Raw genomic sequence first — 24,906 nt, forward strand, 5'->3', positions numbered from 1 at the left:
CAGGTTTCGCGAGGGATCAGGATTTAGCGGTGAAGGCAGCTTCCTGGCCGAAACCGGTCGGCGAGGTGGAGCTTGGGGTTTTGAGGCAGGTGCCGGCAGGAACCAGTTTCCAGGCGTTGGCCTGGTCTTTGACTTTCGAGGTACCGGCGCAGGAAGTGCCGGCGCCCGCGGCGCAATCGTTCTTGCCTGCTTCAGCGACGCCGTAGCATTTCTGCATGTCGTCGGCAGCGTGGGCGGTGGTGGTCAGGGCGGACAGGCTCAGGGTGGAACCGAGGGCCAGGACAAGGGTAGCGGCGGACAGTTTGGTCGTCATGATGTATCTCCAGCAGTGGGTTGAGTTGGCGGGCTAGAGTGCCTGCTTGTACCACTAGAGACGGCAGGGTGGAATCCGTTACAAGTCGACCAAAAATAATTTCAGGCGACGCAAAAAAAGTAGGAGGGAACAAGCCCCTCCCACATTTCAGCGTCGGTTCGCTTAGCCGCCGAGGTACGCCTCACGTACTTTAGGATCCGTCAGCAACTGCTCGCCCGTCCCCTGCATCACCACCCGGCCGTTTTCCAGCACATAGGCGCGGTCAGCAATCTTCAAGGCCTGGTTGGCGTTCTGCTCCACCAGGAACACCGTCACACCGTCCTTGCGCAGTTGTTCGATGATGTCGAAGATCTGCTGGATGATGATCGGCGCCAGGCCCAGGGAAGGTTCGTCCAGCAGCAACAGCTTGGGCTTGCTCATCAGCGCCCGGCCGATGGCGAGCATTTGCTGCTCGCCGCCGGACATGGTGCCGCCGCGCTGGCTGAAGCGTTCCTTGAGCCGAGGGAACAGGTGCAGCACCTTGTCCATCTGCTCCTGGTAGTCGCCCTTGTCGGTGAAGAAGCCGCCCATGGCGAGGTTTTCTTCGACCGTCAGGCGCGAGAACACGCGGCGGCCTTCCGGCACTACCGCAATGCTTTTGCGCATGATGTGGGACGACTGCTGCCCCACCAGCTCTTCACCCATGTAGCGGATGCTGCCGCTATGGGCCTGGGGCGATCCGCACAAGGTCATCAGCAAGGTCGACTTGCCGGCGCCGTTGGCACCGATCAGCGTGACGATCTCACCTTGGCGTACTTCCACGTTGACGCTGTGCAGGGCCTGGATCTTGCCGTAGAAAGTGGAAACGTTTTCGAATTGCAGCATTTTACGCTTCCCCCAAATAGGCTTTGATCACTTCAGGATTGTCGCGGATCTGCTCCGGTGTCCCGTCGGCCAAAGGCGTGCCCTGGTTGATCACCACGATGTGGTCGGAAATGCTCATGACCAGCTTCATGTCGTGTTCGATCAACAATACCGTGGCGTTGTTCTCTTCACGCAACACGCTGATCAGCGCCTTGAGGTCTTCGGTTTCCTTGGGGTTCAGGCCGGCGGCCGGTTCGTCGAGCATCAGGATCCGCGGACGGGTCATCATGCAGCGGGCGATTTCCAGGCGACGTTGCTGACCGTAGGCCAGGGTGCCAGCAGGGCGGTTGGCAAACTCGGTGAGGTTGACCTTGTCCAGCCAGTACTCGGCGTATTCCATGGCCTCGCGCTCGCTCTTGCGGAACGCCGGGGTCTTGAACAGTCCCGCAAAGAAGTTGGTGTTCAGGTGACGGTGCTGGGCGATCAACAGGTTCTCGACCGCTGTCATGTCCTTGAACAAACGCACGTTCTGGAAGGTCCGCACCACGCCCTTGCGGGCGATCTCGTGACCGGCCAGGCCCTGGATCGGCTGACCGTCCAGCAGGATGCTGCCACCGCTCGGCTTGTAGAAGCCGGTGAGGCAGTTGAACACCGTGGTCTTGCCGGCCCCGTTGGGGCCGATGAGCGCGACTACTTGTTTCTCTTTCACGGTCAGGGCCACGCCGTTGACCGCCAGCAAGCCGCCGAAGCGCATGCTCAAGTTTTCAACTTTCAGGATCTCGCGGCTCATTTGCGCAGCTCCATGTGTGGGCGTTGCATCGGGAGCAAACCTTGAGGACGCCAGATCATCATCAGCACCATCATGGCACCGAACATCAACATGCGGTATTCGCTGAACTCACGCATCATTTCCGGTAGCAGGATCATCACGATCGCCGCGAGGATCACGCCCAGTTGCGAGCCCATGCCCCCCAGTACCACGATGGCGAGGATGATCGCCGACTCGATAAAGGTGAACGACTCCGGGGTCACCAGGCCTTGGCGCGCGGCGAAGAAGCTGCCAGCGAAACCGGCGAACGCAGCGCCCAGGGTAAAGGCGGAGAGCTTGATGATGGTCGGGTTCAGGCCCAAGGCGCGGCAGGCGATCTCATCTTCGCGCAGCGCTTCCCATGCACGGCCGATGGGCATGCGTAGCAGGCGGTTGATCACGAACAGGGCGGCCAGTGCCAGCAGCAGCGCCACCAGGTACAGGAACACCACTTTGCTCACCGGGTTGTAGTCGATCCCGAAGTACTCGTGGAACGTCTGCATCCCTTCAGCGGCGGAACGGTCGAACGACAGCCCGAAGAACGTTGGCTTGGGGATGCTGCTGATGCCGTTGGGGCCACCGGTGATATCGGTGAGGTTACGCAGGAACAGGCGGATGATTTCACCGAAGCCCAGGGTCACGATCGCCAGGTAGTCACCGCGCAGGCGCAGCACCGGAAAGCCCAGCAGGAAGCCGAACGTCGCCGCCGCCATGCCAGCCAGTGGCAGGCAGATCCAGAAGCTCCAGCCCAGGTAATGCGAGAGCAGCGCATAGGTGTAGGCACCCACGGCATAGAAGCCCACGTAACCCAGGTCGAGCAGGCCGGCCAGGCCCACCACGATGTTCAGGCCCAGGCCCAGCAACACGTAGATAAGGATCAGGGTGGCGATATCGACCGCACCGCGCGAGCCGAAGAACGGCCAGATCAACGCGGCGATGATCAGGGCAATGATGATGTAGCGTTGGGTGCGCGGCAGGGTCAGGAATTGGCTGACCTTGGGCGATACCAACGGACCACGGTTGCTCTTGAGCAAGGCATTGAACTGATCGCTGAACAACACGCGCAGGAACATCAGCACCGAACACAGGGCGATGACGGTCAGGGTGACGGGCCCTGTGCCATGCACTTCAAGGTTGATGCCGACAATGCTCAGCTTGAGGCCGAGTACCGGGAAGGCCACGGCCCATACCAGCAAGGCGCTGAAAAACGCCGATTTAAGATATCTGCTCATACTTTCTCAACCTCCGGACGGCCCAGGATGCCGGTCGGACGGAACAACAGCACCAGAACCAACAGGCCGAACGCCACGACGTCCTTGTATTGGTCACCGAAGATATCGGCACCAAAGGCTTCAGCCACACCCAGCACCAGGCCACCGAGCATCGCGCCCGGGATACTGCCGATGCCGCCCAATACCGCCGCGGTGAAAGCCTTGAGGCCTACCAGGAAACCGGCGTTGGGGTTGATCACGCCGTACTGCATGCTCAGCAGCACCGCCGCGACGGCGGCGAGGGCAGCACCGATCACGAAGGTCAGGGCAATGATGTTGTTGGTGTTGATGCCCAACAGGTTGGCCATCTTGATGTCTTCGGCGCAGGCCCGGCAGGCACGCCCCAGACGGGAGCGGGAGATGAACAGGGTCAGGCCCAGCATCGCCACCAGGGTGACGACGAAGACCAGGACCTGCATGTACGAAACCAGCACTTCTTGTGCGCCACCCGGGCCGAAGGAGAAGCTCCCCGGAATCAGGTTGGGAATGGACTTGTCCTTGGAGTCCTGGGACAGCAGTACAGTGTTCTGCAGGAAAATCGACATGCCGATGGCGGAAATCAGCGGGATCAAACGGTTGCTGCCACGCAAGGGACGGTAGGCAACGCGCTCGATACTGTAGCCATAGGCACTGGTCACGACGATCGATGCAAGGAACGCAGCGGTCATCAACAGCGGCAGGGAGTGGATACCCAGCATGGCCAGCCCGGCAAGGGCGATGAAGGCCACGTAGGAGCCAATCATGTACACCTCGCCATGGGCGAAGTTAATCATTCCAATGATGCCGTAAACCATTGTGTAGCCAATGGCTATCAAGGCATAGGTGCTGCCAACGGTCATGCCGTTAACCAGCGTTTGGAAAAAATGATAGATCTCAGGCATTACAGCGCTCCTAAAAACCCGATACGCATTTCACTGGTGGAGTCATGTTCCGGCCCCGTGCTGTGTTCTGTGAGCACATTTGCACAAAGCGTTTGCCAGCGAACCGCTGGTGACGGTTTTAAGATTTTCAGGTGAGCCAGCGCCCGGATCGCGGGTGTCAGGCCCATAAACCTCGTAAAACAAAGCCCACTGCTCTCACAGTGGGCTTGTTGGACCAGTAACGCCTGGCTTACTGAGGGGAAACTTCGGTTTTTGGTTTACCGAAGTGCCATTCGTAGACCACGAACTTGAAGTCCTTCAGGTCGCCCTTGGCGTCGAAGCTCAGGTCGCCGGTTGGGGTCTTGAAGGTGCCTGCGTGGATGGCCGCAGCCACTTTGGCGGTGTCTTCGGACTTCGCGGCAGCGATACCGCCGGCGATGACTTCAACAGCCGAGTAGGCCGGGAACACGAACGGACCGGTTGGGTCCTGCTTGTTCTTGGTGAACTCTTCAACGATGGCCTTGTTGGCCGGATCGGTGTCGAACGACTTTGGCAAGGTAACCAGCAGGCCTTCGGAAGCGTTCTGGGCGATTTGCGAGATGGAGTCGTTGCCGACACCTTCCGGGCCCATGAACTTGGCGTTCACGCCTTTTTCCTTGGCTTGGCGCAGGATCAGGCCCAGCTCAGGGTGGTAGCCGCCGTAGTAGACGAAGTCGACGTTGGCTTGCTTGAGCTTCTGAATGAGCGAACCGAAGTCTTTGTCGCCGGCGTTGATGCCTTCGAAGAGGGCAACTTTCACGCCTTTCTTCTCGAGGGTCTGTTTAACGGCGGTGGCGATGCCTTCACCGTACTGCTGTTTGTCGTGAATGACCGCAACGACTTTTGGCTTCACGTGGTCGGCGATGTAGTTACCGGCCGCAGGGCCTTGGGCGCTGTCCAGGCCGATGGTGCGGAAGACCAGTTTGTAACCACGGGAAGTGATTTCCGGGCTGGTGGCAGCCGGGGTGATCATGATCACGCCTTCGTCTTCATAGATGTCGGAGGCTGGCTGAGTGGAGCTGGAGCAGAGGTGGCCGACCACGAACTTGACGCCGTCGTTGACCACTTTGTTGGCCACGGCAACGGCTTGTTTAGGATCGCAAGCGTCGTCGTATTCCTTGGCTTCAAGCATTTTGCCGTCGACGCCGCCCTTGGCGTTGATGTCGGCGATGGCTTGCTTGGCACCCATGAATTGCATGTCGCCGTATTGCGTCACAGGACCGGTTTTCGGACCTGCGATACCGATCTTGATGGTGTCGGCTGCGAACGAATGGCCGGCAACCCCAGCCAGGACCATAGCGGCAAACAGTTTGGAAATCTGCTTAGTAGCCTTATTCATAGTGCTCCACTCTTACTGTTGTATTTTTTATAGTTCTAGCGGCCTTGTGAGCTGCAGAACCGGATCAGATATCTCGGATATCCCCCCGGCAGTGCCCTGGCAACTGTACCGGTACAGTGTAGAGCGCCGGTTGATCGCTTGAAAAGCTGGCTGCTGGGGGCAAAACCCGGGTATGTCGCTTAAATGAAAGAAAAAGACAGAATTGCGGCGGGGTGATGCCAGAGTTTCGGGCAATCCTTGGCTTTCCTGACCCTTTCAATCGATGACGCATTTGCAACTGGGTTTTTCTGCCTGACGCTCGACGTTATGATTGCGCCGATTTTTTATTCAGGTGAACTCCCATGACGCAAGAACCTAGCACCCTCTATGCCAAGCTGCTCGGTGAAACTGCCGAAATTTCCTGGAAGGAGCTTGAGCCGTTCTTTGCCAAGGGTGCCCTATTGTGGGTCGACGCTGGCCTGGATTTGATCGAAGCGGCCGAAGGCATGGCCGAGGATAACCGCGACAAAGTCGCTGCCTGGCTGGCCGCAGGTAGCCTTGGCGAAGTGTCTGCGACGCGGGCGCTGGACCTGGTGGAGCGCGATCCGAGCCTGTGGGCGGTGGTGGTTTCGCCGTGGATTCTGATCCAGGAAAGGGCGGCCCAATAAAAGCCCGCACGAAAAAGGTGCGTCTTTTTTGCCGCGGTAAGTGTGTAGCGGAGTAACCGCTGAGGCGGTGATGGCATCTTGCCGTAGAGAAAGGTCACAGCCGAGGGTGACGTGCGCGTCACGGGAACAGTTGGGCGGGTGGCTAAACGGCTGCAGAATTGTTTCGTGGTGTGGCAAGGCTATACATTTTTTTGCAATACAGGCCGTCATCGCAGGCAAGCCAGCTCCCACATTTGAAATGCATTCCAAGTGTGGGAGCTGGCTTGCCTGCGATGGGCGCGCCTCGGTCTAAGCCGTCTTGCCGGTATGGTTGTTCAAGGAGATAACTTTGGTCTTGCCAATCCGGTGGCGGTAGATCTCGCGCAGGTACTTGATCGCCTTCTTCACGCAATCCCGTGACAGGCGAATGTCATTGATCGACACGAACTTCTCTTTGTCGTTGATCAGCTCGCGGTACTTCTTCTCATACATCGGCTTGATCGCGTACCAGTTGGTATCGAGGATCTTCGCCGGGTTCTCGAACTCGTTGAGCAACTCGTCGATACGATCTTCGTCGAAGTCCTCGTGGATGATGAAGTCCAGGATCGAGTTATCCAGCGTGTCATCGAAGCGATAAGGGTTGCGCGCAAAACAGCGTTTGATAAAGGCCACGATCAACGTGAGGAAATCATCCGACAGGCACGGGCTCTTGGCGATCAGGGTGGTCAACGACAGGTTGGCCGAGGCGCCGATCACCAGGGCGTAGCGCTTGAGCGTGGTGTTGGGGAACAGGCTGTTGAGGTGGGTCTTGAGCCGATTCAGGTCCATGTAGGACAGCTTGTAGTCCTTGGGCAGCGACACAATCGAGACCACCGACGAGCAGTTCTTGAAGAAGTGCAGGTCATGCAGCGCGGCGGCGTCGTAGCCAGAGTTCTTGTACTGTTCCAGGGACGCCTTGTAGCGCTTGGATTCGATCGGCAACAGGCTGATGCCTTCGATGGCCTGGGTGACCTTGTTGAAATGCGGCAGGTCGATGGAACGGAAGAACAGATCGTCGATGTTCAGGCGCTGCGGCTCTTTCTCGAACACCTTGAACTTGTCGTTCGACGGCGCCGGGGTTTCCGGGACCACGGACTCGGCGTAGGCAATCGCCACCGGGCCGGCCAGGCTCATGAACAGGTCGTTGGCATCCAGGCGAATGGTTTCGCCGATGTCGATGCCGGCGCGCCGGAAGTAGTTCTGGTCGTAGTCGGTGGTCACGGCCTGGGCAGTGAGGATGTTGAAGATCTGCTGGGAAATATACTGGTTGGCGTGTTTTTCCATGGCATTGACGTCAATGTTCTGGATATTGCCGTCATCGCTTTCTTCGGCATAACGCATGATGTCATTGGAGATCAGCATCATCGCGTTCCACGGCCGGATCCGTCCCTTCACGCTGGCTTCGCTGCTGTCTTCATTGGCGAAGTTGTACGAGAAATCCCATTCTTCCGACAGGTATTTGCACAGCAGTCGCCCGGCGTTGATGTGCAGCGCCTCGGACATTTCGCTGCGGTGGTCGGAAATGTTCGGCAGCACGCAGATGCCGCTGGTGAAGATCGGCTCGAACACAAAGGCGTGACCGCTCTTGCTGTCGTGCTCATCGGCGGGCTTGGTGTCGAAGGTCTTGTTCATGTACGAGTGTTGCTGGGCCAGGCCGAATTCCGAGGCCATGCCTGAACCCGTGCCGCCGCCGGCGCTGAAGATCGAGAAGTACAGGCGCGACTGGTTGGCCTTGATACCGCAGGAGTCGATCAGGTACGAGTGGATCATCTTCCAGTCGGGGCTGGAAAAACGCTGGGTGTCTTTGTTCAGGATGATCTTGGCCAGGTACTGGCCGAGGATTGGCGCGTTACCGGCGCCACCAGCATGGACTTCCGACAGGTCCATGATTTTCATCTTGCTGTAGTCGCGCAGGAAACCGCTTTTCTCGCCCTTGCGCGAGAAGCGGATACGTCCGGCGATGTCCTTGTCCAGGTCGCCCAGCATCACCAGCGGCTCGACGAGGAATACCGGTTTGCTGGCCTTGCCGCTGCCCAGGCGCAGGTTGTTGCGGATCCACTGGGCCGGGCTGTAACCCTTGTCCTGTGACTTATCTTCGTTGCTGAATTCGTTCAGGTAGAACTTGCGCGCGTTGTACACCAGTTCCGCGACGTCCAGCGCGATGTTCGAACCGCAGCGGCCCAGGCCGATCAGGCACACCGAGGGGAATTCCTGTTCGTTGCGCGGGTCGCTGTCGCCTTCCAGGTGGGGCGGGCGCGGGAACACCATGTCGCGCAGGCCGTCGAGGTTGTCGAGGATGCGGTCGGTATTGGTTTCGGTGAAGTACAGGTATTGCTGGGTGGCCAGCGGGCGGGCGGTGCTCAATGACTTTGAACCTGGGGGTGTGTCCGCAGGAGCTGGGAGCAATACGTCGGATACCACGGTGGCAGAGTTATTTTTAGAAGTCATTGTGCGCCATGTGCCTGGGCGGATGGCTGAAACAGATCAAGGGGCCATCACGGAATGGGTGTTCGCGACTTTACAGTGCGTCCTTGTCCTGGACGATTGGATTTTACCCCTGTGATTTCAGGGGGAACACGGCCGGACTCTGATGAATCGGCCGTTCGTCGGGGTTCTTTAGGCAAATGATGGCGAAATGCCAAAAATTCGGCGTCAGCGAATTGGCCTGACGATGGACGTGGACCCACCGCGACCCGGGGCAGGTTCTTTCGGTGCACTGATGTCTTTGGCGGCCAGCGTACCGGTTGTGTGTAGCGGGTTACGCATGTTGATGCCTTGCATCACACCAACGATGTCACTGGCCGGCACCGCCGGGCTCAGCAGGTAACCCTGGACGAAATCGCAGCCATGCTTGAGCAGCACCTCGAACTGGGCCTGGGTTTCCACGCCTTCGGTCACGACCTCCAGGTGCAGGGTATGGGCCATGCCGATAACCGCCTGGACAATCTCGATATCGGCGGTGGACCTGGGAATATCCTGGATAAACGAGCGGTCGATCTTCAACGTGTTGAGTGGCAGGCGCTTGAGGTAGGCAAGGGAAGAGTAGCCGGTACCAAAATCGTCGATGGCCAGCGATACGCCCAGCGCGCGGATTTGCCGCAGTAACGCCAGGGTACTGCTGATGTTGCCCATCAGTGCATTTTCGGTGACTTCCAGTTCCAGGCGGTTCGCGCCGATGCCACTGAAGCGCAAGGCGTCTTCGATTTCGTCCGCCAGCTCGTCACGGGCCAGGTTCAGGGCCGAGCAGTTCACCGCCATGGTCAGATCGGTGTAGCCCCGGTCAGACAGCAGGCTCAGGTCATGACAGGCCTGGCGCAATACCCAGTGGTCCAGTTCGGCAATCAGCCCGTTGCTTTCTGCGATACCGATAAACCGGTCCGGCGCCAGCAACCCATGCTGGGGATGCTGCCAGCGCACCAAGGCTTCCAGGCGTGTGACCTTGCCGAGTTTCATGTCAAAGATCGGTTGATAGAACAACACCAGTTGGTTGCGGGTGCGCAGGGCGCTGCGCAGTTCTTCCTCCAGTTGCAGTTCGAGGAACGCGCGGGTCTTCAGGTTGGAACTGAAGAAATTCAGGTTGTTACGCCCGGCGTCCTTGGACTGGTACAGCGCCAGGTCGGCGGTTTTCAGCAGCTCTTCGCAGGTCAGGCCATCGTCGGGGAACAGGCTGATGCCAATACTGGTGGTCATCACCATGCGCCGGCCGGCCAGTTCGATGGGTTCTTTCATCTGCTGCATGATGCGTTGGGCCAGGTGCCGCGCTTCGTCGCGGTGGTGGATGCTGATCAGGATGCAGAATTCATCGCCGCCAAAGCGCGCCACCACATCCGCGTGGCTGCGTACCGAACCCTTGATATGCCCGGCCAGCACGGTGAGCAACTGGTCGCCGGCGTCATGCCCGAGGCTGTCATTGATGCGCTTGAAGTGGTCGATATCGAGGAAGATCACCGCCATCATGCCGTTGGACGCGGTTTTTTCGGCGAGCTTCTCCGCAAAGATCTGGTTGAAGCCGCGGCGATTGAGCAGGCTGGTGAGGGCGTCGTAATGCGCCACCTGTTGCAGCGATGCTCGGGCCTGGTCCAGTTCGCTGAGCAGGGCGTTGACCCGCCGCAGGTCGCGTTCCTTGTGCTGCAGTTTCTTGTCCGCCAGGGCGGCGCTGATGCTGCTGCCGATCACCAGCAGGGTGATGACGGCCACCGACAGGCCCAGTTGAATGGGGTTGTTATCCAGGGGTAACGAAAGGTCGGCCCCGGTGGGAACGATGAGTTGCATGGCCGCCATGCCGGTAAAGTGCATGCTCAGGATCCCGGCGCCGAGTACCAGGCTGGCAGCGTACTTGAGCAGTTGATGGAACACGCCGGCGCCGGTACGCAGGTAGCTCGACAGCAGCAGCGCAGCCAGGCTGGCACCGATGGCGATGCCCACCGAGGCCATGAACAGTCCGGACTCGAAATAGACCTGGGCCTGTGAGCGCATGGCAGACATGCCGACGTAGTGCATCAATGCGATGCCGATGCCCATCCACACCGACGCCAGCAGGTACTGGTGGAAACGCAGGTTGGAATGACTGAGGGTTTGCATGGCGAACAACGAGGCGACCAACGCAATCAACAGCGAAGCAAACGTTATCAATAATTCGTAGTGGATTGCGATGGGGGCCTGGAAGGCCAGCATGCTGATGAAATGGGTGGACCAGATCCCGCCTGCCAGGCAACCGGCGCCGAGCCAGCGCCAATGACGTCTGGCGGTAGCGTCCTCGACATGGCCGACACGTTCGGCCATGTCCAGCGTACCGAAGCCGGCCGCGCAAGCGACCAGATAGGCGAGCAGCACCAGAAAGGGGTTATGACTGCAATTGAGTAATAAGTGCCCGCTCTTTGGAAGCTCGGTAAAAAAATGCAGACCTAGCCATTCCATAGCATGTCCCGTCATAGAGTCACGTCACTGCCTGAGGCGATGACCTATGAGGTCGAGTATAGAAGCATAGGAGAATTCGCAAGGCGTAATGGCATTTTGCTTTTCTACGATTTTGGCATGCCGTCCATAGCGTTTGATGCTAAGCGCTGATCGGCAACGCCAGTTCCAAAGGCTGTTCCAGCGGTGCCAGGCCAAAGGCGGCACGGGCTGCATCACAATCGGCGTTGTGCACGCCCTCGTACCACGAGGACTCGAACTCACGGCACACGCTTGAGCGTTGTTCGTAGATCGTGCAACGGGTGCCTTGGCCCACTTCGCCCTCAAGGCTGCAGCAGCGCGCGGGTTTCTGGTCGGTGCCGATCATTGCAACGCGGGTCGGGTTGATCTGCACCACCAGGTCATCGGGCACCGTGCCCCCCGACGAGGCGCACTCACCCCAGAAGAAAGACACACGAAAGTGTGAACAGCAGGCACCGCAATTCAGACACGGACTGGCTTCGGACATGGGCGTCATCAATAAGAAAAGTAGGTTGGGGATGCTACGGAAGGCTCGCCATTCTATCCGTGCCATGGCCGTTGGGAAGGGGGGCGCGCACTTATATTTTTGTGGGGAAAGTCCCGTGTTGCCGGGCGAAATCATGCCCTATCAGCTTTACGAATCATTACAGACAACCGGGCCCTGCCTGACTATGTTGCAGGTACCGGGCAGGATGCATCGGGCATCGCAGCTCTCATAACAATAAAAGAGACGGACCCATGCAGAACTCGACCCAAGCGGCGAATGCCTGGCGCATTCTGTTCCTGCTGTTCCTCGCCAACCTGTTCAACTTCTTCGACCGCACCATCCCGGCGATCATCATCGAGCCAATCCGCATGGAATGGCACCTGAGCGACTTTCAGCTCGGGATTATCGGCACCGCCTTCACCATCGTCTACGCGATTGCCGGGCTACCGCTCGGGCGGCTGGCCGACACCGGCTCACGCAGCAAACTGATGGGCTGGGGCCTGTTCGCCTGGAGCGGGCTGACGGCGGTCAATGGCCTGGTCGGCAGTTTCTGGACGTTTCTGCTGGTGCGCATGGGCATTGGTATTGGTGAAGCCAGCTATGCGCCGGCCGCCAACTCGCTGATTGGCGATCTGTTCCCGGCACACCGCCGTGCGCGGGCCATGGGGATCTTCATGCTGGGCCTGCCGTTGGGGTTGCTGCTGGCATTCTTCACCATCGGCTGGATGGTCAAGGCGTTCGACAGCTGGCGCGCTCCGTTCTTTATCGCCGCTGTGCCGGGGCTGATCCTGGCGGTGTTCATGTTCTATATCAAGGAGCCCAAGCGCGGCGCGGCAGAAATCGTGCAGGTTTCCCAGGAGCGTGTCGACCGCCCGATCCGTCGCGTGCTGGCGGTGCCGACCTTCCTGTGGCTGGTGTTGGCGGGGTTGTGCTTCAACTTCGCCACCTACGCCTGCAATTCGTTCCTGGTGCCGATGTTGCAGCGTTACTTCCTGATGCCCTTGCAGGACGCCGCGGTCGCCACCGGCGTGATCGTCGGCCTGACCGGCCTGGTGGGCCTGACCCTGGGCGGCTGGGTTGCCGACAAGATCCATCAGCGGGTCGCCAATGGCCGTCTCTTGTTTGCGGCGTTCAGTCTGATCATCTCTACCGTGACCACCGCGTGGGCTTTGCACGCCGGGCGCATCGAGATTGGTGTGTTCGTGGCGCTGTTCAGCGTGGGCTGGTTGTTTGCCTACAACTTCTACACCTGCGTGTACACAGCGATCCAGGACGTGGTCGAGCCGCGCCTGCGGGCCACGGCGATGGCGCTGTTCTTCGCAGGCTTGTATTTGCTGGGCGGCGGGATGGGGCCGATCGTGGTGGGTGGCTTATCTGACTACTTTGCCCATTCGGCGATGTATGCAGCGGGGGCGCAGCAGATGACCGAGGCTTACAAGGCGGTGGGATTGCACGATGCCATGTACCTGATTCCGGTGGCGTTGTTCCTGACCATGCTGTTCCTGTTCCAGGCGTCGCGCAGTTTTGTGCGCGATTCCAAGCGGATGAAGGATGGGTTGGGGACGGTTGAGGTGCCGGCTGCTGCTGCAACGGCCTGATAGTGAGGTGACGCCATCGGGGGCAAGCCCCCTCCCACATTTGACGGTGCTGTCATGTCGATCACCGATCAGTTGTGGGAGGGGGCTTGCCCCCGATGGGGCCTCCAAGGCCAATGAAAAAGACCCGCATTGCGCGGGTCTTTTTCATTTAACAGGGCAGGGCGGTGATCAACCCGCCACCAACACCCGAATCGCTTCCAACCGCAGCGCCGCCTTGTCCAGCATGGCCAAACCTTGCTCGCGCTGATTGCGCAGGGCCACCAGCTCACTGTCACGCACGGTCGGGTTGACCGCTTGCAACGCCGTCAGGCGCGCCAGCTCTTCGTCGGTGTCCGCCGCCAGGCGGCGCTTGGCCTCGGCCACACGCTCGGCGTGGCGCGGGGTGATCTTCTCTTCACCGGCGTTGATCCGTGGCGTGAGTTGATCGCGCTGGGCCTGCACGAACTTGTTGGCGCTGGCGCGTGGCACGCTTTCCAACTGGTCGTTGAGGGTTTCGAACGACACGCGGCTGGACAGGTCGTTGCCGTTCGCATCCAACAGGCAGCGCAGGGCGGCCGGCGGCAGGTAACGGCCCAGTTGCAGGGAGCGCGGGGCAACCACTTCGCTGACGTAGAGCAGTTCCAGCAACACGGTGCCCGGCTTGAGCGCCTTGTTCTTGATCAGTGCCACGGCGGTGTTGCCCATGGAGCCGGACAGCACCAGGTCCATGCCGCCCTGCACCATCGGGTGTTCCCAGGTGATGAACTGCATATCTTCACGGGACAGCGCCTGGTTACGGTCGTAGGTGATGGTCACCCCTTCGTCGTCGCCCAGGGGGAAGCTGGCGTCGAGCATTTTTTCGCTGGGCTTGAGGATCAGTGCGTTTTCCGAATGGTCTTCGCTGTCGATACCGAACGCGTCGAACAGGGTTTCCATGTAGATCGGCAGGGCGAACTGGTCGTCTTGCTCGAGGATGTCTTCGACCAGGGCATCACCTTCACCTGCGCCGCCGGAATTGAGTTCCAGCAGGCGGTCGCGACCGGTGTGCAGCTCTTCTTCCAGGCGCTCGCGCTCGGCACGGGCCTCGTCGATCAGGGCTTGCCACTCGCCGTCGTCGGCGTTTTCCAGCAGCGGCAGCAGGCGCGGGCCGAACTGATGCTGCAAGGCGTTGCCGGTCGGGCAGGTGTTGAGGAACGCGTTCAGCGCTTCGTGGTACCACTGGAACAGGCGCTCTTGCGGGCTGGTTTCCAGGTACGGCACGTGCAGTTCGATCACGTGCTTCTGGCCGATCCGGTCCAGGCGGCCGATGCGCTGTTCCAGCAGGTCGGGGTGGGACGGCAGGTCGAACAGCACCAGGTGGTGGGAGAACTGGAAGTTGCGGCCTTCACTGCCGATTTCCGAGCAGATCAACACCTGGGCGCCAAACTCTTCATCGGCGAAGTAGGCGGCGGCGCGGTCACGCTCGAGGATGTTCATGCCCTCGTGGAACACCGTGGCCGGAATGCCGGAGCGTACGCGCAGGGCGTCTTCCAGGTCCATGGCAGTTTCGGCGTGGGCGCAGATCACCAGGACCTTGGTGCGCTTGAGCATTTTCAGCTGGTCGATCAGCCATTCGACCCGAGGGTCGAAGCGCCACCAGCGGTTTTCTTCTTCGACGTCCGGCTGCGCCTGGAAGCTGACTTCGGGGTACAGCTCGGCGTGTTCGCCCAGCGGCAGCTCCAGGTATTCGTCCGGGTTCGGCAGCGGGTAGGCGTGCAGCTTGCGCTCCGGGAAACCCTGCACGGCGGCGCGGGTGTTGCGGAACAGCACACGGCCGGTGCCGTGGCGGTCGAGCAGCTCACGCACCAGGCGGGCGCTGGCTTCGGTATCGCCATCGTTGACGGCGGTGAGCAGGGCTTCACCTTCGTCGCCGAGGAAACCCTGGATGGTCTTGTGTGCGGCAGGGGACAGGCGACCCTTGTCCAGCAGCTCCTGCACGGCTTCGGCCACCGGGCGATAGTTCTCGCTCTCGGCGCGGAAGGCGGCGAGGTCATGGAAGCGGTTCGGGTCGAGCAGGCGCAGGCGCGCGAAGTGGCTGTCCTGGCCCAATTGCTCCGGGGTGGCGGTGAGCAGCAGCACGCCGGGAATCACTTCGGCCAGTTGCTCGACCAGCGCGTACTCGGGGCTGGCCTTGTCTTCATGCCACACCAGGTGGTGGGCTTCGTCGACCACCAGCAGGTCCCAACCGGCGGCAAATAGCGCGTCCTGGGCCTTCTCGTCGTCGACCAGCCACTCCAGGGCGACCAACGCAAGCTGGGTGTCTTCGAACGGGTTGGTGGCATCGCTTTCGATAAAACGTTCTTCGTCGAACAGCGCCACCTGCAGGTTGAAACGGCGGCGCATTTCCACCAGCCATTGGTGCTGCAGGTTTTCCGGAACCAGGATCAACACGCGGTTGGCGCGGCCCGACAACAGTTGGCGATGGATCACCAGGCCGGCTTCGATGGTCTTGCCCAGGCCCACTTCGTCCGCCAGCAAGACCCGTGGCGCGATACGGTCGGCGACTTCACGGGCGATGTGCAGTTGGTGCGCGATAGGCTGCGCACGCACGCCACCCAGGCCCCACAACGAGGACTGCAACTGGCGGCTGGTGTGTTCCAGGGTGTGATAGCGCAGCGAGAACCAGGCCAGCGGGTCGATCTGCCCGGCGAACAGACGGTCGCTGGCCAGGCGGAACTGGATGAAGTTGGAGAGTTGGGTTTCCGGCAGGGTGACCTGCTCGTTCTGCCCATTGAGGCCGTGGTACACCAGCAGGCCGTCGACGTCGTCGACTTCCTGCACGGTCATTTTCCAGCCTTCGAAATGGGTGATGCTGTCGCCCGGCGAGAACCTCACGCGGGTGAGGGGCGCATTCCGTAGCGCATACTGACGAGTGTCGCCAGTGGCCGGATAGAGCACGGTCAACAAGCGCCCGTCCTGTGCCAGAACGGTGCCTAACCCCAGCTCTGCTTCGCTGTCACTAATCCAGCGTTGCCCCGGTTGATACTGCTGCGCCATGCTGCCTGACTCCCGCCGTGAAAAAGCCGACTATCTTAACGGAACAAGCCCCCACGCCCAAGGACTCTGACAAAAACTACTCCGTTTGCGTGGGGGGCCGGAAACCGAATCGACGGGTGGCGGGCACTTGGGAGTGTCGACTGGGTCACAGGTTGGCGAGCCTGTGCTCAAGTCACCCTGCAACCCGCCGACAGCCTGTTGATCAGGAGAATCATCACTATGCTTCCACCCATGCTGCCCGTCAGCGTTGTGCCGGTCACGTCACAACTCGATCCGGTGCGCCAGAAGCCGGACATCCCGCCCGTGGTGCCCGTCCAGCCGGGCTCCAACGAGAGCACCATCGACCTGAAAAAAGGCGATGCCGAGACGTCGACCTTTTTGCTGCGCGAAGAACAGCGCCGCCAGCAGGGACAGCAGAGACGCCGGCGTGAAGCCGATGAAGACCCGGAGCAGCACCTGGCCATTCCGGGCGATTTGTTGAATGCCGACAACACCGTGCCAGTGGCGCCGCTGATCGAAGATGCACCGCGCCAGGGCCTTTGGGTGGACGTCGAGGTTTAGTCGCGCAACTCGCGCAGAGCCGCTATCAGCAGCTCGATATCATGCTCGTTGTTGAGCGGGCTCACCGAGATCCGCGCCACGCTCTCCAGGCCACGCGCCTGCATATCCAGCGGGGTGTAGGCCACGCCGTTGGCGCCGATATTGATGCGTTTCAAGCCCAGGCGCCGCTTGAGTTCAAAGGCATCCCAGCCGGCGAGGTTGAAGGCGATCAAGCCGGATTGGCAAGTGCCCAGGTCATGCAGGGTAACGCCCGCAATCCCACGCAACGCTTCACGGATTTGCGCGCTGGTCTGCGAAACCCTCTCCCAGGCGCGCTCGATGCCCAGCCGATTCATCTCCTGCAGCGCATTGCCCAGCCCGGCCAGCAAGGCGAAGGATGCCTCGCTGGTTTCAAAGCGCCGTGCGTCATTGCGCAGGTCGAAACCCTGGGCGGTCCAGGGCGCCGAAAACACATCGCGTTGGGCCGGGTTCAGGCGCCCGAGGAAATCCGGCCGCACATACAACAGCGCCGTCCCGCGTGGACCGCGCAGATGCTTTCTTCCGGCGGACTTGAGCACATCGCACTGCAATGCTTGTACGTCCACCGGCACCTGGCCGACGGCCTGGCCGGCGTCGATGAAGTAGGGGATGGCGTGACGCCTGGCCAGGTCACCGATGGCCTGGGCGGGGTTGATCAGGCCGCCGTTGGCCGGGAGCCACGTAAGGTCGATCAGCTTCACCCTGGCATCGAGCATCGACTCCAACGCCACCGGGCAGACCGCGCCGCTTGCATCGCAGGGGATGACTTCCACGCGGGCACCCGCTTGCACCGCCAGTTCCATGCTGGCCAGGTTGCCGCCCCATTCGTGACGGCCTACCAGAATGCGGTCGCCGGGTTGCCAGGGTCCCAGGGCCTGGAACGCCAGGCTCCAGGCGGTCGAACCACTGCTGGCAAACGCGATGGATGAGGCGGGAGCGTTGAGCAGTTGTGCGGCGGCGCGGCGGGCTCTTTCCACCAGCACGGCGCCATGTTCGCCGGCTTCCATCGGGCCGTCGCGAGCCTCCCGTTGCAGTTGTTCGAAGATCGCGTCGAGGGTTGCCTGGCTGGGCAGCGAGGCGCCGGCATGGTTGAAGTGCACGATGCCGGACTGGCAGCCGGGCGTGTCATCCCGCAGGTGCTGGACTTCAAGCGGGCTCATGGGTGCAGCTCGAAAATCGCATCAACCTCCACGGCCACACCGGCCGGCAGGCTGGACACGCCGACGGCGGTGCGCACATGTCGGCCTTTTTCGCCAAGCGCATTGACCAGCAGGTTGGAGGCACCGTTGGCCACCACGCTCTGTTGCGTGAAGTCGCCGCTGCTGGCGATGAATACTCCCAGGCGCACGGTGCGCACCAGGCGCGACAGGTCATCGCCAAGGGCATTGCTCAACTGCCCCAGCAGGCCCAGCGCAGCGAGTTCCGCTGCTTGTGCACCTTCTGCATCGCTGAGGGACTCGCCCAACCGGCCCACATAGGCGGGTTTACCATCCACCAGTGGGATTTGCCCGGAGACGAACAGGTGATTCTGGCTGACCACGTGGTTGATGTAGTTGGCGATCGGCTGGCTGGGGGTTGGCAGCGTGAGGCCAAGGGCTTGCACGCGTTGGCGGAGGGAGTCGCTCATGATGAATCCTCTTGGGTCGGGAGGCTTCAGCATGTTGGCTGTATCAAGGCGCGACAAACGGATAGATCTCACGCGATGTATCGAAAAAACTCACGTATCGGTGCAGGCTTCCCTCAGCCATTGGCTGAAACACGCGGCGGCTTCGTTGGTGGTGCCTTGAGGTGCGATCAACCAGTAGCCGATGTCGCTGTGATAGGGCGGCCAATCGAAGGCTTCCACCAGGCTGCCGTCCTGCAGCCTGCGCTCGATCAGGCGATGACGGCCCATGGCGATGCCCTGGCCGGCCACGGCGGCTTCGACCACGATGTTGTAGTCGTGCAGCATTACGCGGGGGTGGTGACCGAGGTCGACCTGATAGTGCTCGGACCAGTCGGTCCATTCAAAGGGGCGGTGCGAAGTGGCCATCAGCAATGGGCTGTCTTGCGTTGCCTTGAACGTCGGGCTGCACACCGGCGAGATGATTTCCGGCATCAGTCGCGTGGCCTGCACGTCGGGCCAGTCGCCTTTGCCATAACGGATGGCCAGGTCGACCTCGGCACCTGCCACGTCTGCCAATTGAATGGCCGGCAACAATTCCACCTGGATATGTGGGTAGCGATTGAGGAAGCCTGCCAGGCGGGGCGCCAGCCACAGGGTCGCAAAGGAGGCCAGCAAGCCGATGCGCAGCACGGTGGCGCTGGGGGTGACCCGCTGGGCGCGTGTGGCGGCGGCGATGGCATCGAGGGCTGGGCGGATTTCGTCGTAGTACTGTTGGCCGTCGGTGGTCAGATCGATCGCACGGGTGCGTCGGATAAACAAGGGTTTGCCCAGGTGCTGCTCAAGCTTTTGCACCTGATGGCTCAGCGCGCTCTGGGTCACTGACAACTCGCTGGCGGCCTTGATAAAACTCAAGTGCCGCGCCACGGCTTCGAAGGCGCGCAGCGCCAGCAGCGGCGGAAGGTCCTTGTGCAGTGCCACCTGGGTGAATCTCCTGGTTCGGGAAAACAGCGATTTTGTGCGATGACCTGCCTTTTGTCGCCCGCTGATTTGCCGTTGAGCGGGGGAGGCCGCATTATTGGGCCATTCCCTCCACGACGTAAGCCAAGCCATGAGTGAAGACGACAAGCTGATCGACCTGAATGCCGAGCGCGCCAAGCGCGTTCACGACCTCAATGACAAACGCCTGAATGAAGTCCGCCAGGCATTTGAACAGGCAATGCCACTCGGCAAAGTTAAAAAGAAATCGAAGAACAAGCCAAAAAAGCGTTGAAAGTACCTGCATCCATTGATGCAGGTCAGTTATTGCCCTTCTTTACGCCCCGTCGCGGGCGACATTGATCCCCGTCAATTTTCCAATCCGCCTTCTCCATTAACTTAGCCCTATCGCAACAGGGCAAGCGCAGGAGGCCGGTCATGTTTATCGATAATGTGGTGTTCGCCGGAGTGCTGACGGTAAGCCTGATGGTGATGTTTTTTGTAGGGTTTGGAATTTTTATCTGGAAAGACGCGAACAAGCGGAAAAAACCATAGTTTTTCCAGGTTACATGAGCACGCAAGGCATTTTGGGCGACTTCGGTCGCCCTTTTTTTTGCGCCTGAATTAACGCAATAGTGATCATAAAAAAAGGTGCGACCCTCGCGGATCGCACCTTTTTTATCGCAGGCGGCTTATCAGCTGCCCAGCGCCTTGGAAGCCAACCAGAACAACCCGGCCGACAGGGCCACGGTTGCCGGCAGGGTCAGTACCCAGGCCATCAGGATGGTCCTCACGGTGCCGCCCTGCAGGCCGCTTTTGTTGGCGACCATGGTGCCGGCCACGCCCGACGACAGCACGTGGGTAGTCGACACCGGCAACGCGAAGATGTTGGCAAAGCCAATCATGGTCGCGGTGGTGATCTGTGCCGACATGCCCTGGGCATAGGTCATGCCTTGCTTGCCGATCTTCTCGCCGATGGTCAGTACCACACGCTTCCAGCCCACCATGGTGCCCAGGCCCAAGGCCAGTGCGACGGCAAGGATCACCCAGAACGGGGCGTATTCGGTAGTGGCGGTCAGGTCTTTGCGCAGTTTGTCGAGGTCGGATTTCTCACGGGCATCCAGGCCTGGCAGCTTGCCGACTTTCTTCGCGGTGTCGTCCAGGCAGAGCAGGTAGCGGCGCACTTCAATACGCTGGTCCGCCGTCAGCGCGTGATAGTCGGACACGCCTTTGAGTGTGTCGACCAGCGCGTTGATGGTCGGCTCGGTCTGCTGTGGATTGCACTGGAACTTGCCTGGCAGGTCGTTCTGCACGCTTTTGCCCAGGGCCAGGAACTCGCCGAGCGTGGCGTTGTTACGCTGGTAGAACTGGCTCAAATGCACGGTGGCGTCGCGGGTCCGTTCGATCTGGTAGGTGGTGCTGCCCAGGTCGAGCACGAACTGCGCCGGCACGATACCGATCAGCACCAGCATGATCAGGCCGATACCCTTCTGGCCGTCGTTGGAGCCGTGCACGAAACTCACGGCCATGGCGGAAATCACCAGCACCAGGCGGTTCCAGAACGGCGGGTGTTTCTTGTCATCGAGCTTGCGGCGCTGGTCCGGGGTCTTGTGCATCTTGGACAGCGGACGCCACCACTTCAGGCCGATCAGCACCAGGGCTGCAACCAGGAAGCCGGCCATCGGCGAGAACACCAGCGAAGCGCCGATATCCACGGCTTTCTGCCAGTTCACACCGTCAGCCAGGGGAATGTCGTTGATCAGGGCATTGGCCAGGCCGACCCCGAGGATCGAGCCGATCAAGGTGTGGGAGCTGGAGGCCGGGATACCGAAGTACCAGGTGCCCAGGTTCCAGGTGATCGCTGCCGCCAATAAAGAGAAGACCATCGCCAGGCCATGGCCGGTGTTCACATTGATCAGCAACTCCACCGGCAGCAAGTGCACGATGGCGTAGGCGACACCGACACCACCGAGCAATACGCCGAGGAAGTTGAACACCCCGGAGAAGAACACGGCCAGGTGCGGCGGCATGGCTTTGGTATAGATGACTGTGGCCACCGCGTTAGCGGTGTCATGAAAGCCATTGATGAACTCGAAGGCGAGGACAAAGGCCAGGGCGAGCAATAGGCTCACGAGAACCCAAGCATCCAGTCCGCTGAATAAATCGATCATGAAGGTTTTCTGACCCGGTCGTAAGGGGGCGCGATTATGCCAGAAAACCTCAGTAATCGATGCACTAGCTGCTCATCGGTATCAATCTTCCCTGAAAAAAATCCCGAAAAAGGCGCGCATCCCAGGGTTTTCGGGGCTTGGGCAAGTCTTTGATTTATATGGCAGAGGGCGCCAGAAGCGGGGGATTGTCACAAAAACGTCACGACTGAAACATTTGTATGAAATTTTACCGTTCTTGTTAGGGTGCAAGATTTCTGGGTGATGGCTAAGCGCCATCAACCTGGGCCAAAACCTTGAGGCTCGAACCGAATCGCCTAGGGCTCTTCGGTTTTGAGTTCCTGTTCAATCTTTTGGATTTCCTGTGCAAATGCCTGGTCAAGCAGGCTGGCGCGCTTGCGCCATGGTTTGCGTTCAGGTTCAGGCTGGGCGGCGTAGGTGGTGACTTCCCCGCCGTAAACGTCCTTGTAACGTTTCTCCTGGCGCTCAAGTTCCGCGCGCAGTTCATCTTTCGTCACATCGTTACCTAATTAAGTTGAGTGTCAATACGTTGCAGCGTTATGCCGGAATGCGCCCTCAGGGTGTTTCAAGTCGAACCGCCATAGCGTTCAAGTTTGAAACAGACATGGGTGAACACTGCTAGTGCCGTCATTCAAGGCAGATAGTTGCTATCGACGATGCACGGCCTGTGCATCATGTGCCCAGCTCCTTTGCCGATAATGAAACCGGGTGGACCAGTACACAGGGTGCATTATAGCGGCGCATTTGAATAACACTATCGGTATAAAGTTAAAAACCGTCAACTTTGTATGAGTGTTTTGTTACACGCGCCTATTGGTTATTGCACACATTCGGGTGTCATGAATCCATCCAAACTTCAAACGTTAATAAGAGGCCTCTGGTTTTTTTTCAATCCGCCGTGGGTGAAGGGGGAGGTTGCGAGCAAATTGCGATAATCGAATGGTCGTCCGATAATCGCACAATGTTGTCGGCCCTGCCTTGTACATCTCGGCTGACGCAGCTTGTAATAGTGGCCAATCCTCCCCTGCGGTTGACAATAAGACAAAGGATCCCGACATGAACGATCAATTGCGCAACTCTTTCGCGTCAGTGGCGCCGCCGATCGTTGCGTCCCCGGCCAAGCGTATCCAGGCGTTTACCGGTGATCCGGACTTCATGACCTCCCTGGCCCGTGGCCTGGCCGTGGTGCAGGCGTTCCAGGAGCGCAAGCGCCACCTCACCATCGCCCAGATCAGCCACCGCACCGAAATCCCCCGCGCCGCCGTGCGCCGTTGCCTGCACACCTTGATCAAGCTCGGCTACGCCACTACCGATGGGCGTACCTATTCGCTGTTGCCCAAAGTCCTGACCCTGGGCCATGCCTACCTGTCCTCCACACCACTGGCGGTGTCGGCCCAGCCTTATCTGGACCGCATGAGCGAGCAACTCCACGAAGCCTGCAACATGGCGACCCTCGAAGGCGACGACATTCTCTACATCGCCCGTTCGGCCACCACCCAGCGCCTGATTTCGGTGGACCTGTCGGTGGGCGGACGGCTGCCGGCCTACTGCACCTCCATGGGCCGCATCTTGCTCGCGGCGCTGGATGACGCCTCGCTGCAGGATTACCTCGACCACGCCGACCTGCAGACCAAGACCAGCCGCACCCTGACCACGCCCGCCGCGCTGTTCGACTGCCTGCAACAGGTGCGTCAGCAAGGCTGGTGCATTGTCGACCAGGAACTGGAGCAGGGCCTGCGCTCGATCGCGGTGCCGGTGTATGACGCCTCGGGCCAGGTGCTGGCTGCGCTGAACGTCAGCACCCACGCCGGCCGTGTCAGCCGCAGCGAGCTGGAACAGCGCTTCCTGCCGAGCATGCTCAGTGCCAGCCGCGAGTTGAGTGCGCAGCTGTTTGCCTAAGCTGTTCGGTGACCGCACAGATCCCGGTTGGGTCGATTGCGCTGTTTTCCCTGGCTTATTACTGTGCGACAGCGCTCCAGGGAGCGCTCAATAATAACGACGACCCAAGGTCGTCAGCCCGCCATCGGTGTGGAAATAAAAACAATGAATCAGCCCTCTGTCGGTACTTCCTTGGACGTGCAGTCCTTCATCAACACCCAGCCACTGTCCCGTTACCAGTGGCGCGTGGTGATCCTGTGTTTCCTGATTGTTTTCCTCGATGGCCTCGACACTGCCGCCATGGGCTTTATCGCGCCGGCGCTGTCCCAGGATTGGGGCATCGACCGCGCCAGCCTCGGTCCGGTGATGAGCGCCGCGTTGATCGGCATGGTCTTCGGCGCACTCGGCTCCGGCCCACTGGCGGATCGCTTCGGGCGCAAAGTGGTGCTGGTAGGCGCGGTGCTGGTGTTTGGTGCGTTCAGCCTGGCGTCGGCCTACAGCAGCAACGTCGATCAACTGCTGGTGCTGCGCTTCCTGACCGGGCTCGGCCTGGGCGCCGGCATGCCGAATGCCACCACGCTGCTGTCCGAATACACCCCTGAGCGCCACAAGTCGTTGCTGGTGACCAGCATGTTCTGTGGCTTCAACCTGGGCATGGCCGGTGGCGGGTTTATCTCGGCCAAGCTGATCCCGGCGTTCGGTTGGCACAGCCTGCTGCTGATCGGCGGCATCCTGCCGTTGATCCTGGCGCTGGTGTTGCTGGTATGGCTGCCGGAATCGGCGCGCTACCTGGTGGTGCGCAATCGGGGTACGGACAAGGTGCGCAAAACCTTGTCGCCCATTGAGCCGAACATCGTCGCCCAAGCCAGCAATTTCAGTGTGCCCGAGCAAAAAACCGTCAAGGCACGCAACGTGTTTGCGGTGATCTTCTCCGGCACCTACAGCGCCGGTACGTTGTTGCTGTGGCTCACCTACTTCATGGGCCTGGTGATCGTGTACCTGCTCACCAGTTGGCTGCCGACCCTGATGCGCGACAGCGGCGCGAGCATGGAGCAGGCCGCGTTTATCGGCGCGTTGTTCCAGTTCGGTGGTGTGTTGAGCGCGGTGGGCGTGGGCTGGGCGATGGACCGGTTCAATCCACACAAGGTCATCGGCACGTTCTACCTGCTGGCCGGGGTGTTTGCCTACGCGGTAGGGCAGAGCCTGGGCAATATCACCTTACTGGCGACCCTGGTGCTGATTGCCGGGATGTGTGTCAACGGTGCGCAATCGGCGATGCCGTCCCTGGCCGCACGTTTCTACCCCACTCAAGGCCGTGCCACGGGTGTGTCGTGGATGCTCGGCATCGGCCGTTTCGGCGCGATCCTCGGCGCGTGGATGGGCGCGACCTTGCTGGGCCTGGGCTGGAACTTCGAGCAAGTGCTCACCGCTCTGGTGATCCCCGCCGCATTGGCCACCACGGCCGTGGTGATCAAAGGCATGGTCAGCCATGCCGACGCCACCTGA

The 24,906-nt window shown here is 60.3% G+C and carries 22 protein-coding genes; 7 read left to right on the forward strand and 15 right to left on the reverse strand.

Going from position 1 to position 24,906, the window contains the following annotated elements; genetic code table 11:
- Positions 1-16: 16 nt before the first annotated feature.
- The 6 genes from BFN10_RS05765 to BFN10_RS05790 all read right to left on the reverse strand — a co-directional run bounded on the left by BFN10_RS05765 (position 17) and on the right by BFN10_RS05790 (position 5,473).
- Positions 17-313, reverse strand: a complete 297-nt coding sequence (locus tag BFN10_RS05765) for a BufA1 family periplasmic bufferin-type metallophore (protein ID WP_071488851.1) — start codon at positions 311-313, stop codon at positions 17-19.
- A gap of 162 nt (positions 314-475) precedes the next feature.
- On the reverse strand, positions 476-1,177 hold the full coding sequence (locus BFN10_RS05770; protein WP_017844798.1) for an ABC transporter ATP-binding protein: 702 nt from the start codon (positions 1,175-1,177) through the stop codon (positions 476-478).
- A gap of 1 nt (position 1,178) precedes the next feature.
- Positions 1,179-1,946: a high-affinity branched-chain amino acid ABC transporter ATP-binding protein LivG gene (gene livG / locus BFN10_RS05775; protein WP_016975067.1), complete on the reverse strand. Its 768-nt coding sequence runs from the start codon at positions 1,944-1,946 to the stop codon at positions 1,179-1,181.
- Entirely contained in the window at positions 1,943-3,196 is a 1,254-nt protein-coding gene (locus BFN10_RS05780) for a high-affinity branched-chain amino acid ABC transporter permease LivM (protein ID WP_058425230.1), read from the reverse strand. Before BFN10_RS05780 ends, livG begins: the two co-directional genes overlap by 4 nt.
- Entirely contained in the window at positions 3,193-4,116 is a 924-nt protein-coding gene (gene livH / locus BFN10_RS05785) for a high-affinity branched-chain amino acid ABC transporter permease LivH (RefSeq protein WP_071488852.1), read from the reverse strand. The genes BFN10_RS05780 and livH overlap by 4 nt, the downstream gene beginning before the upstream one ends.
- Positions 4,117-4,345: 229 nt before the next feature.
- Positions 4,346-5,473: a branched-chain amino acid ABC transporter substrate-binding protein gene (locus BFN10_RS05790; protein ID WP_058425228.1), complete on the reverse strand. Its 1,128-nt coding sequence runs from the start codon at positions 5,471-5,473 to the stop codon at positions 4,346-4,348.
- A 341-nt stretch (positions 5,474-5,814) separates the two neighbouring features.
- Here BFN10_RS05790 and BFN10_RS05795 point away from each other — a divergent pair, with 341 nt between their 5' ends.
- The gene (locus BFN10_RS05795; RefSeq protein WP_016970387.1) at positions 5,815-6,120 is read left to right on the forward strand and encodes a DUF2288 domain-containing protein; all 306 of its coding nucleotides are present in this window, start codon (positions 5,815-5,817) and stop codon (positions 6,118-6,120) included.
- A gap of 288 nt (positions 6,121-6,408) precedes the next feature.
- Here the strand turns inward: BFN10_RS05795 and BFN10_RS05800 are convergent, their stop codons facing one another.
- The 3 genes from BFN10_RS05800 to BFN10_RS05810 all read right to left on the reverse strand — a co-directional run bounded on the left by BFN10_RS05800 (position 6,409) and on the right by BFN10_RS05810 (position 11,560).
- A complete protein-coding gene (locus tag BFN10_RS05800; RefSeq protein WP_071488853.1) occupies positions 6,409-8,586 on the reverse strand; it encodes a hypothetical protein in 2,178 nt (725 codons plus the stop codon).
- Positions 8,587-8,790: 204 nt separating this feature from the next.
- A complete protein-coding gene (locus tag BFN10_RS05805) occupies positions 8,791-11,055 on the reverse strand; it encodes a putative bifunctional diguanylate cyclase/phosphodiesterase (RefSeq protein ID WP_071488854.1) in 2,265 nt (754 codons plus the stop codon).
- 139 nt (positions 11,056-11,194) lie between these two features.
- The gene (locus BFN10_RS05810; protein WP_071488855.1) at positions 11,195-11,560 is read right to left on the reverse strand and encodes a YkgJ family cysteine cluster protein; all 366 of its coding nucleotides are present in this window, start codon (positions 11,558-11,560) and stop codon (positions 11,195-11,197) included.
- Positions 11,561-11,811: 251 nt separating this feature from the next.
- Here BFN10_RS05810 and BFN10_RS05820 point away from each other — a divergent pair, with 251 nt between their 5' ends.
- Positions 11,812-13,158 carry a spinster family MFS transporter gene (locus BFN10_RS05820; RefSeq protein ID WP_071488857.1) on the forward strand — a complete coding sequence of 449 codons (1,347 nt, stop codon included), beginning with the start codon at positions 11,812-11,814 and terminating at the stop codon, positions 13,156-13,158.
- Between the two features lie 168 nt (positions 13,159-13,326).
- Here the strand turns inward: BFN10_RS05820 and rapA are convergent, their stop codons facing one another.
- Complete coding sequence (gene rapA, locus BFN10_RS05825; RefSeq protein WP_071488858.1) at positions 13,327-16,173, reverse strand: RNA polymerase-associated protein RapA; 2,847 nt, start codon at positions 16,171-16,173, stop codon at positions 13,327-13,329.
- 219 nt (positions 16,174-16,392) lie between these two features.
- Between rapA and BFN10_RS05830 the strand changes: the two genes are divergently transcribed.
- Positions 16,393-16,734 carry an aspartate-semialdehyde dehydrogenase gene (locus BFN10_RS05830; RefSeq protein WP_071488859.1) on the forward strand — a complete coding sequence of 114 codons (342 nt, stop codon included), beginning with the start codon at positions 16,393-16,395 and terminating at the stop codon, positions 16,732-16,734.
- Here the strand turns inward: BFN10_RS05830 and BFN10_RS05835 are convergent.
- The 3 genes from BFN10_RS05835 to BFN10_RS05845 form a co-directional block, all read right to left on the reverse strand.
- Positions 16,731-17,912, reverse strand: a complete 1,182-nt coding sequence (locus BFN10_RS05835) for an aminotransferase class V-fold PLP-dependent enzyme (protein WP_071488860.1) — start codon at positions 17,910-17,912, stop codon at positions 16,731-16,733. The two genes, BFN10_RS05830 and BFN10_RS05835, sit on opposite strands and share 4 nt — an antisense overlap.
- On the reverse strand, positions 17,909-18,379 hold the full coding sequence (locus tag BFN10_RS05840; protein ID WP_071488861.1) for a RidA family protein: 471 nt from the start codon (positions 18,377-18,379) through the stop codon (positions 17,909-17,911). Before BFN10_RS05840 ends, BFN10_RS05835 begins: the two co-directional genes overlap by 4 nt.
- Positions 18,380-18,469: 90 nt before the next feature.
- Positions 18,470-19,336, reverse strand: a complete 867-nt coding sequence (locus BFN10_RS05845; RefSeq protein WP_071488862.1) for a LysR substrate-binding domain-containing protein — start codon at positions 19,334-19,336, stop codon at positions 18,470-18,472.
- A gap of 130 nt (positions 19,337-19,466) precedes the next feature.
- On the opposite strand from BFN10_RS05845, the gene BFN10_RS29405 reads away from it, so the two are divergent.
- Both BFN10_RS29405 and ccoM read left to right on the forward strand, forming a co-directional pair.
- Entirely contained in the window at positions 19,467-19,628 is a 162-nt protein-coding gene (locus BFN10_RS29405; protein ID WP_092241264.1) for a hypothetical protein, read from the forward strand.
- Positions 19,629-19,771: 143 nt separating this feature from the next.
- Positions 19,772-19,888, forward strand: coding sequence for a cytochrome c oxidase subunit CcoM (gene ccoM, locus BFN10_RS29870; protein ID WP_010212341.1), 117 nt, complete (start codon positions 19,772-19,774; stop codon positions 19,886-19,888).
- Positions 19,889-20,028: 140 nt separating this feature from the next.
- On the opposite strand, the gene BFN10_RS05850 is transcribed toward ccoM, so the two are convergent.
- Together BFN10_RS05850 and BFN10_RS05855 are read right to left on the reverse strand one after the other, a co-directional pair.
- Positions 20,029-21,504: an inorganic phosphate transporter gene (locus BFN10_RS05850; protein WP_071488863.1), complete on the reverse strand. Its 1,476-nt coding sequence runs from the start codon at positions 21,502-21,504 to the stop codon at positions 20,029-20,031.
- A 314-nt stretch (positions 21,505-21,818) separates the two neighbouring features.
- The gene (locus BFN10_RS05855; protein ID WP_071488864.1) at positions 21,819-22,019 is read right to left on the reverse strand and encodes a hypothetical protein; all 201 of its coding nucleotides are present in this window, start codon (positions 22,017-22,019) and stop codon (positions 21,819-21,821) included.
- 559 nt (positions 22,020-22,578) lie between these two features.
- On the opposite strand from BFN10_RS05855, the gene pcaR reads away from it, so the two are divergent.
- Positions 22,579-23,421, forward strand: coding sequence for a pca regulon transcriptional regulator PcaR (gene pcaR, locus BFN10_RS05860; protein ID WP_071488865.1), 843 nt, complete (start codon positions 22,579-22,581; stop codon positions 23,419-23,421).
- Between the two features lie 144 nt (positions 23,422-23,565).
- Complete coding sequence (gene pcaK, locus BFN10_RS05865; protein WP_071488866.1) at positions 23,566-24,906, forward strand: 4-hydroxybenzoate transporter PcaK; 1,341 nt, start codon at positions 23,566-23,568, stop codon at positions 24,904-24,906.

The sequence above is a fragment of the Pseudomonas extremorientalis genome (assembly GCF_001870465.1).
Taxonomy (GTDB): Bacteria; Pseudomonadota; Gammaproteobacteria; order Pseudomonadales; family Pseudomonadaceae; genus Aquipseudomonas; species Aquipseudomonas extremorientalis.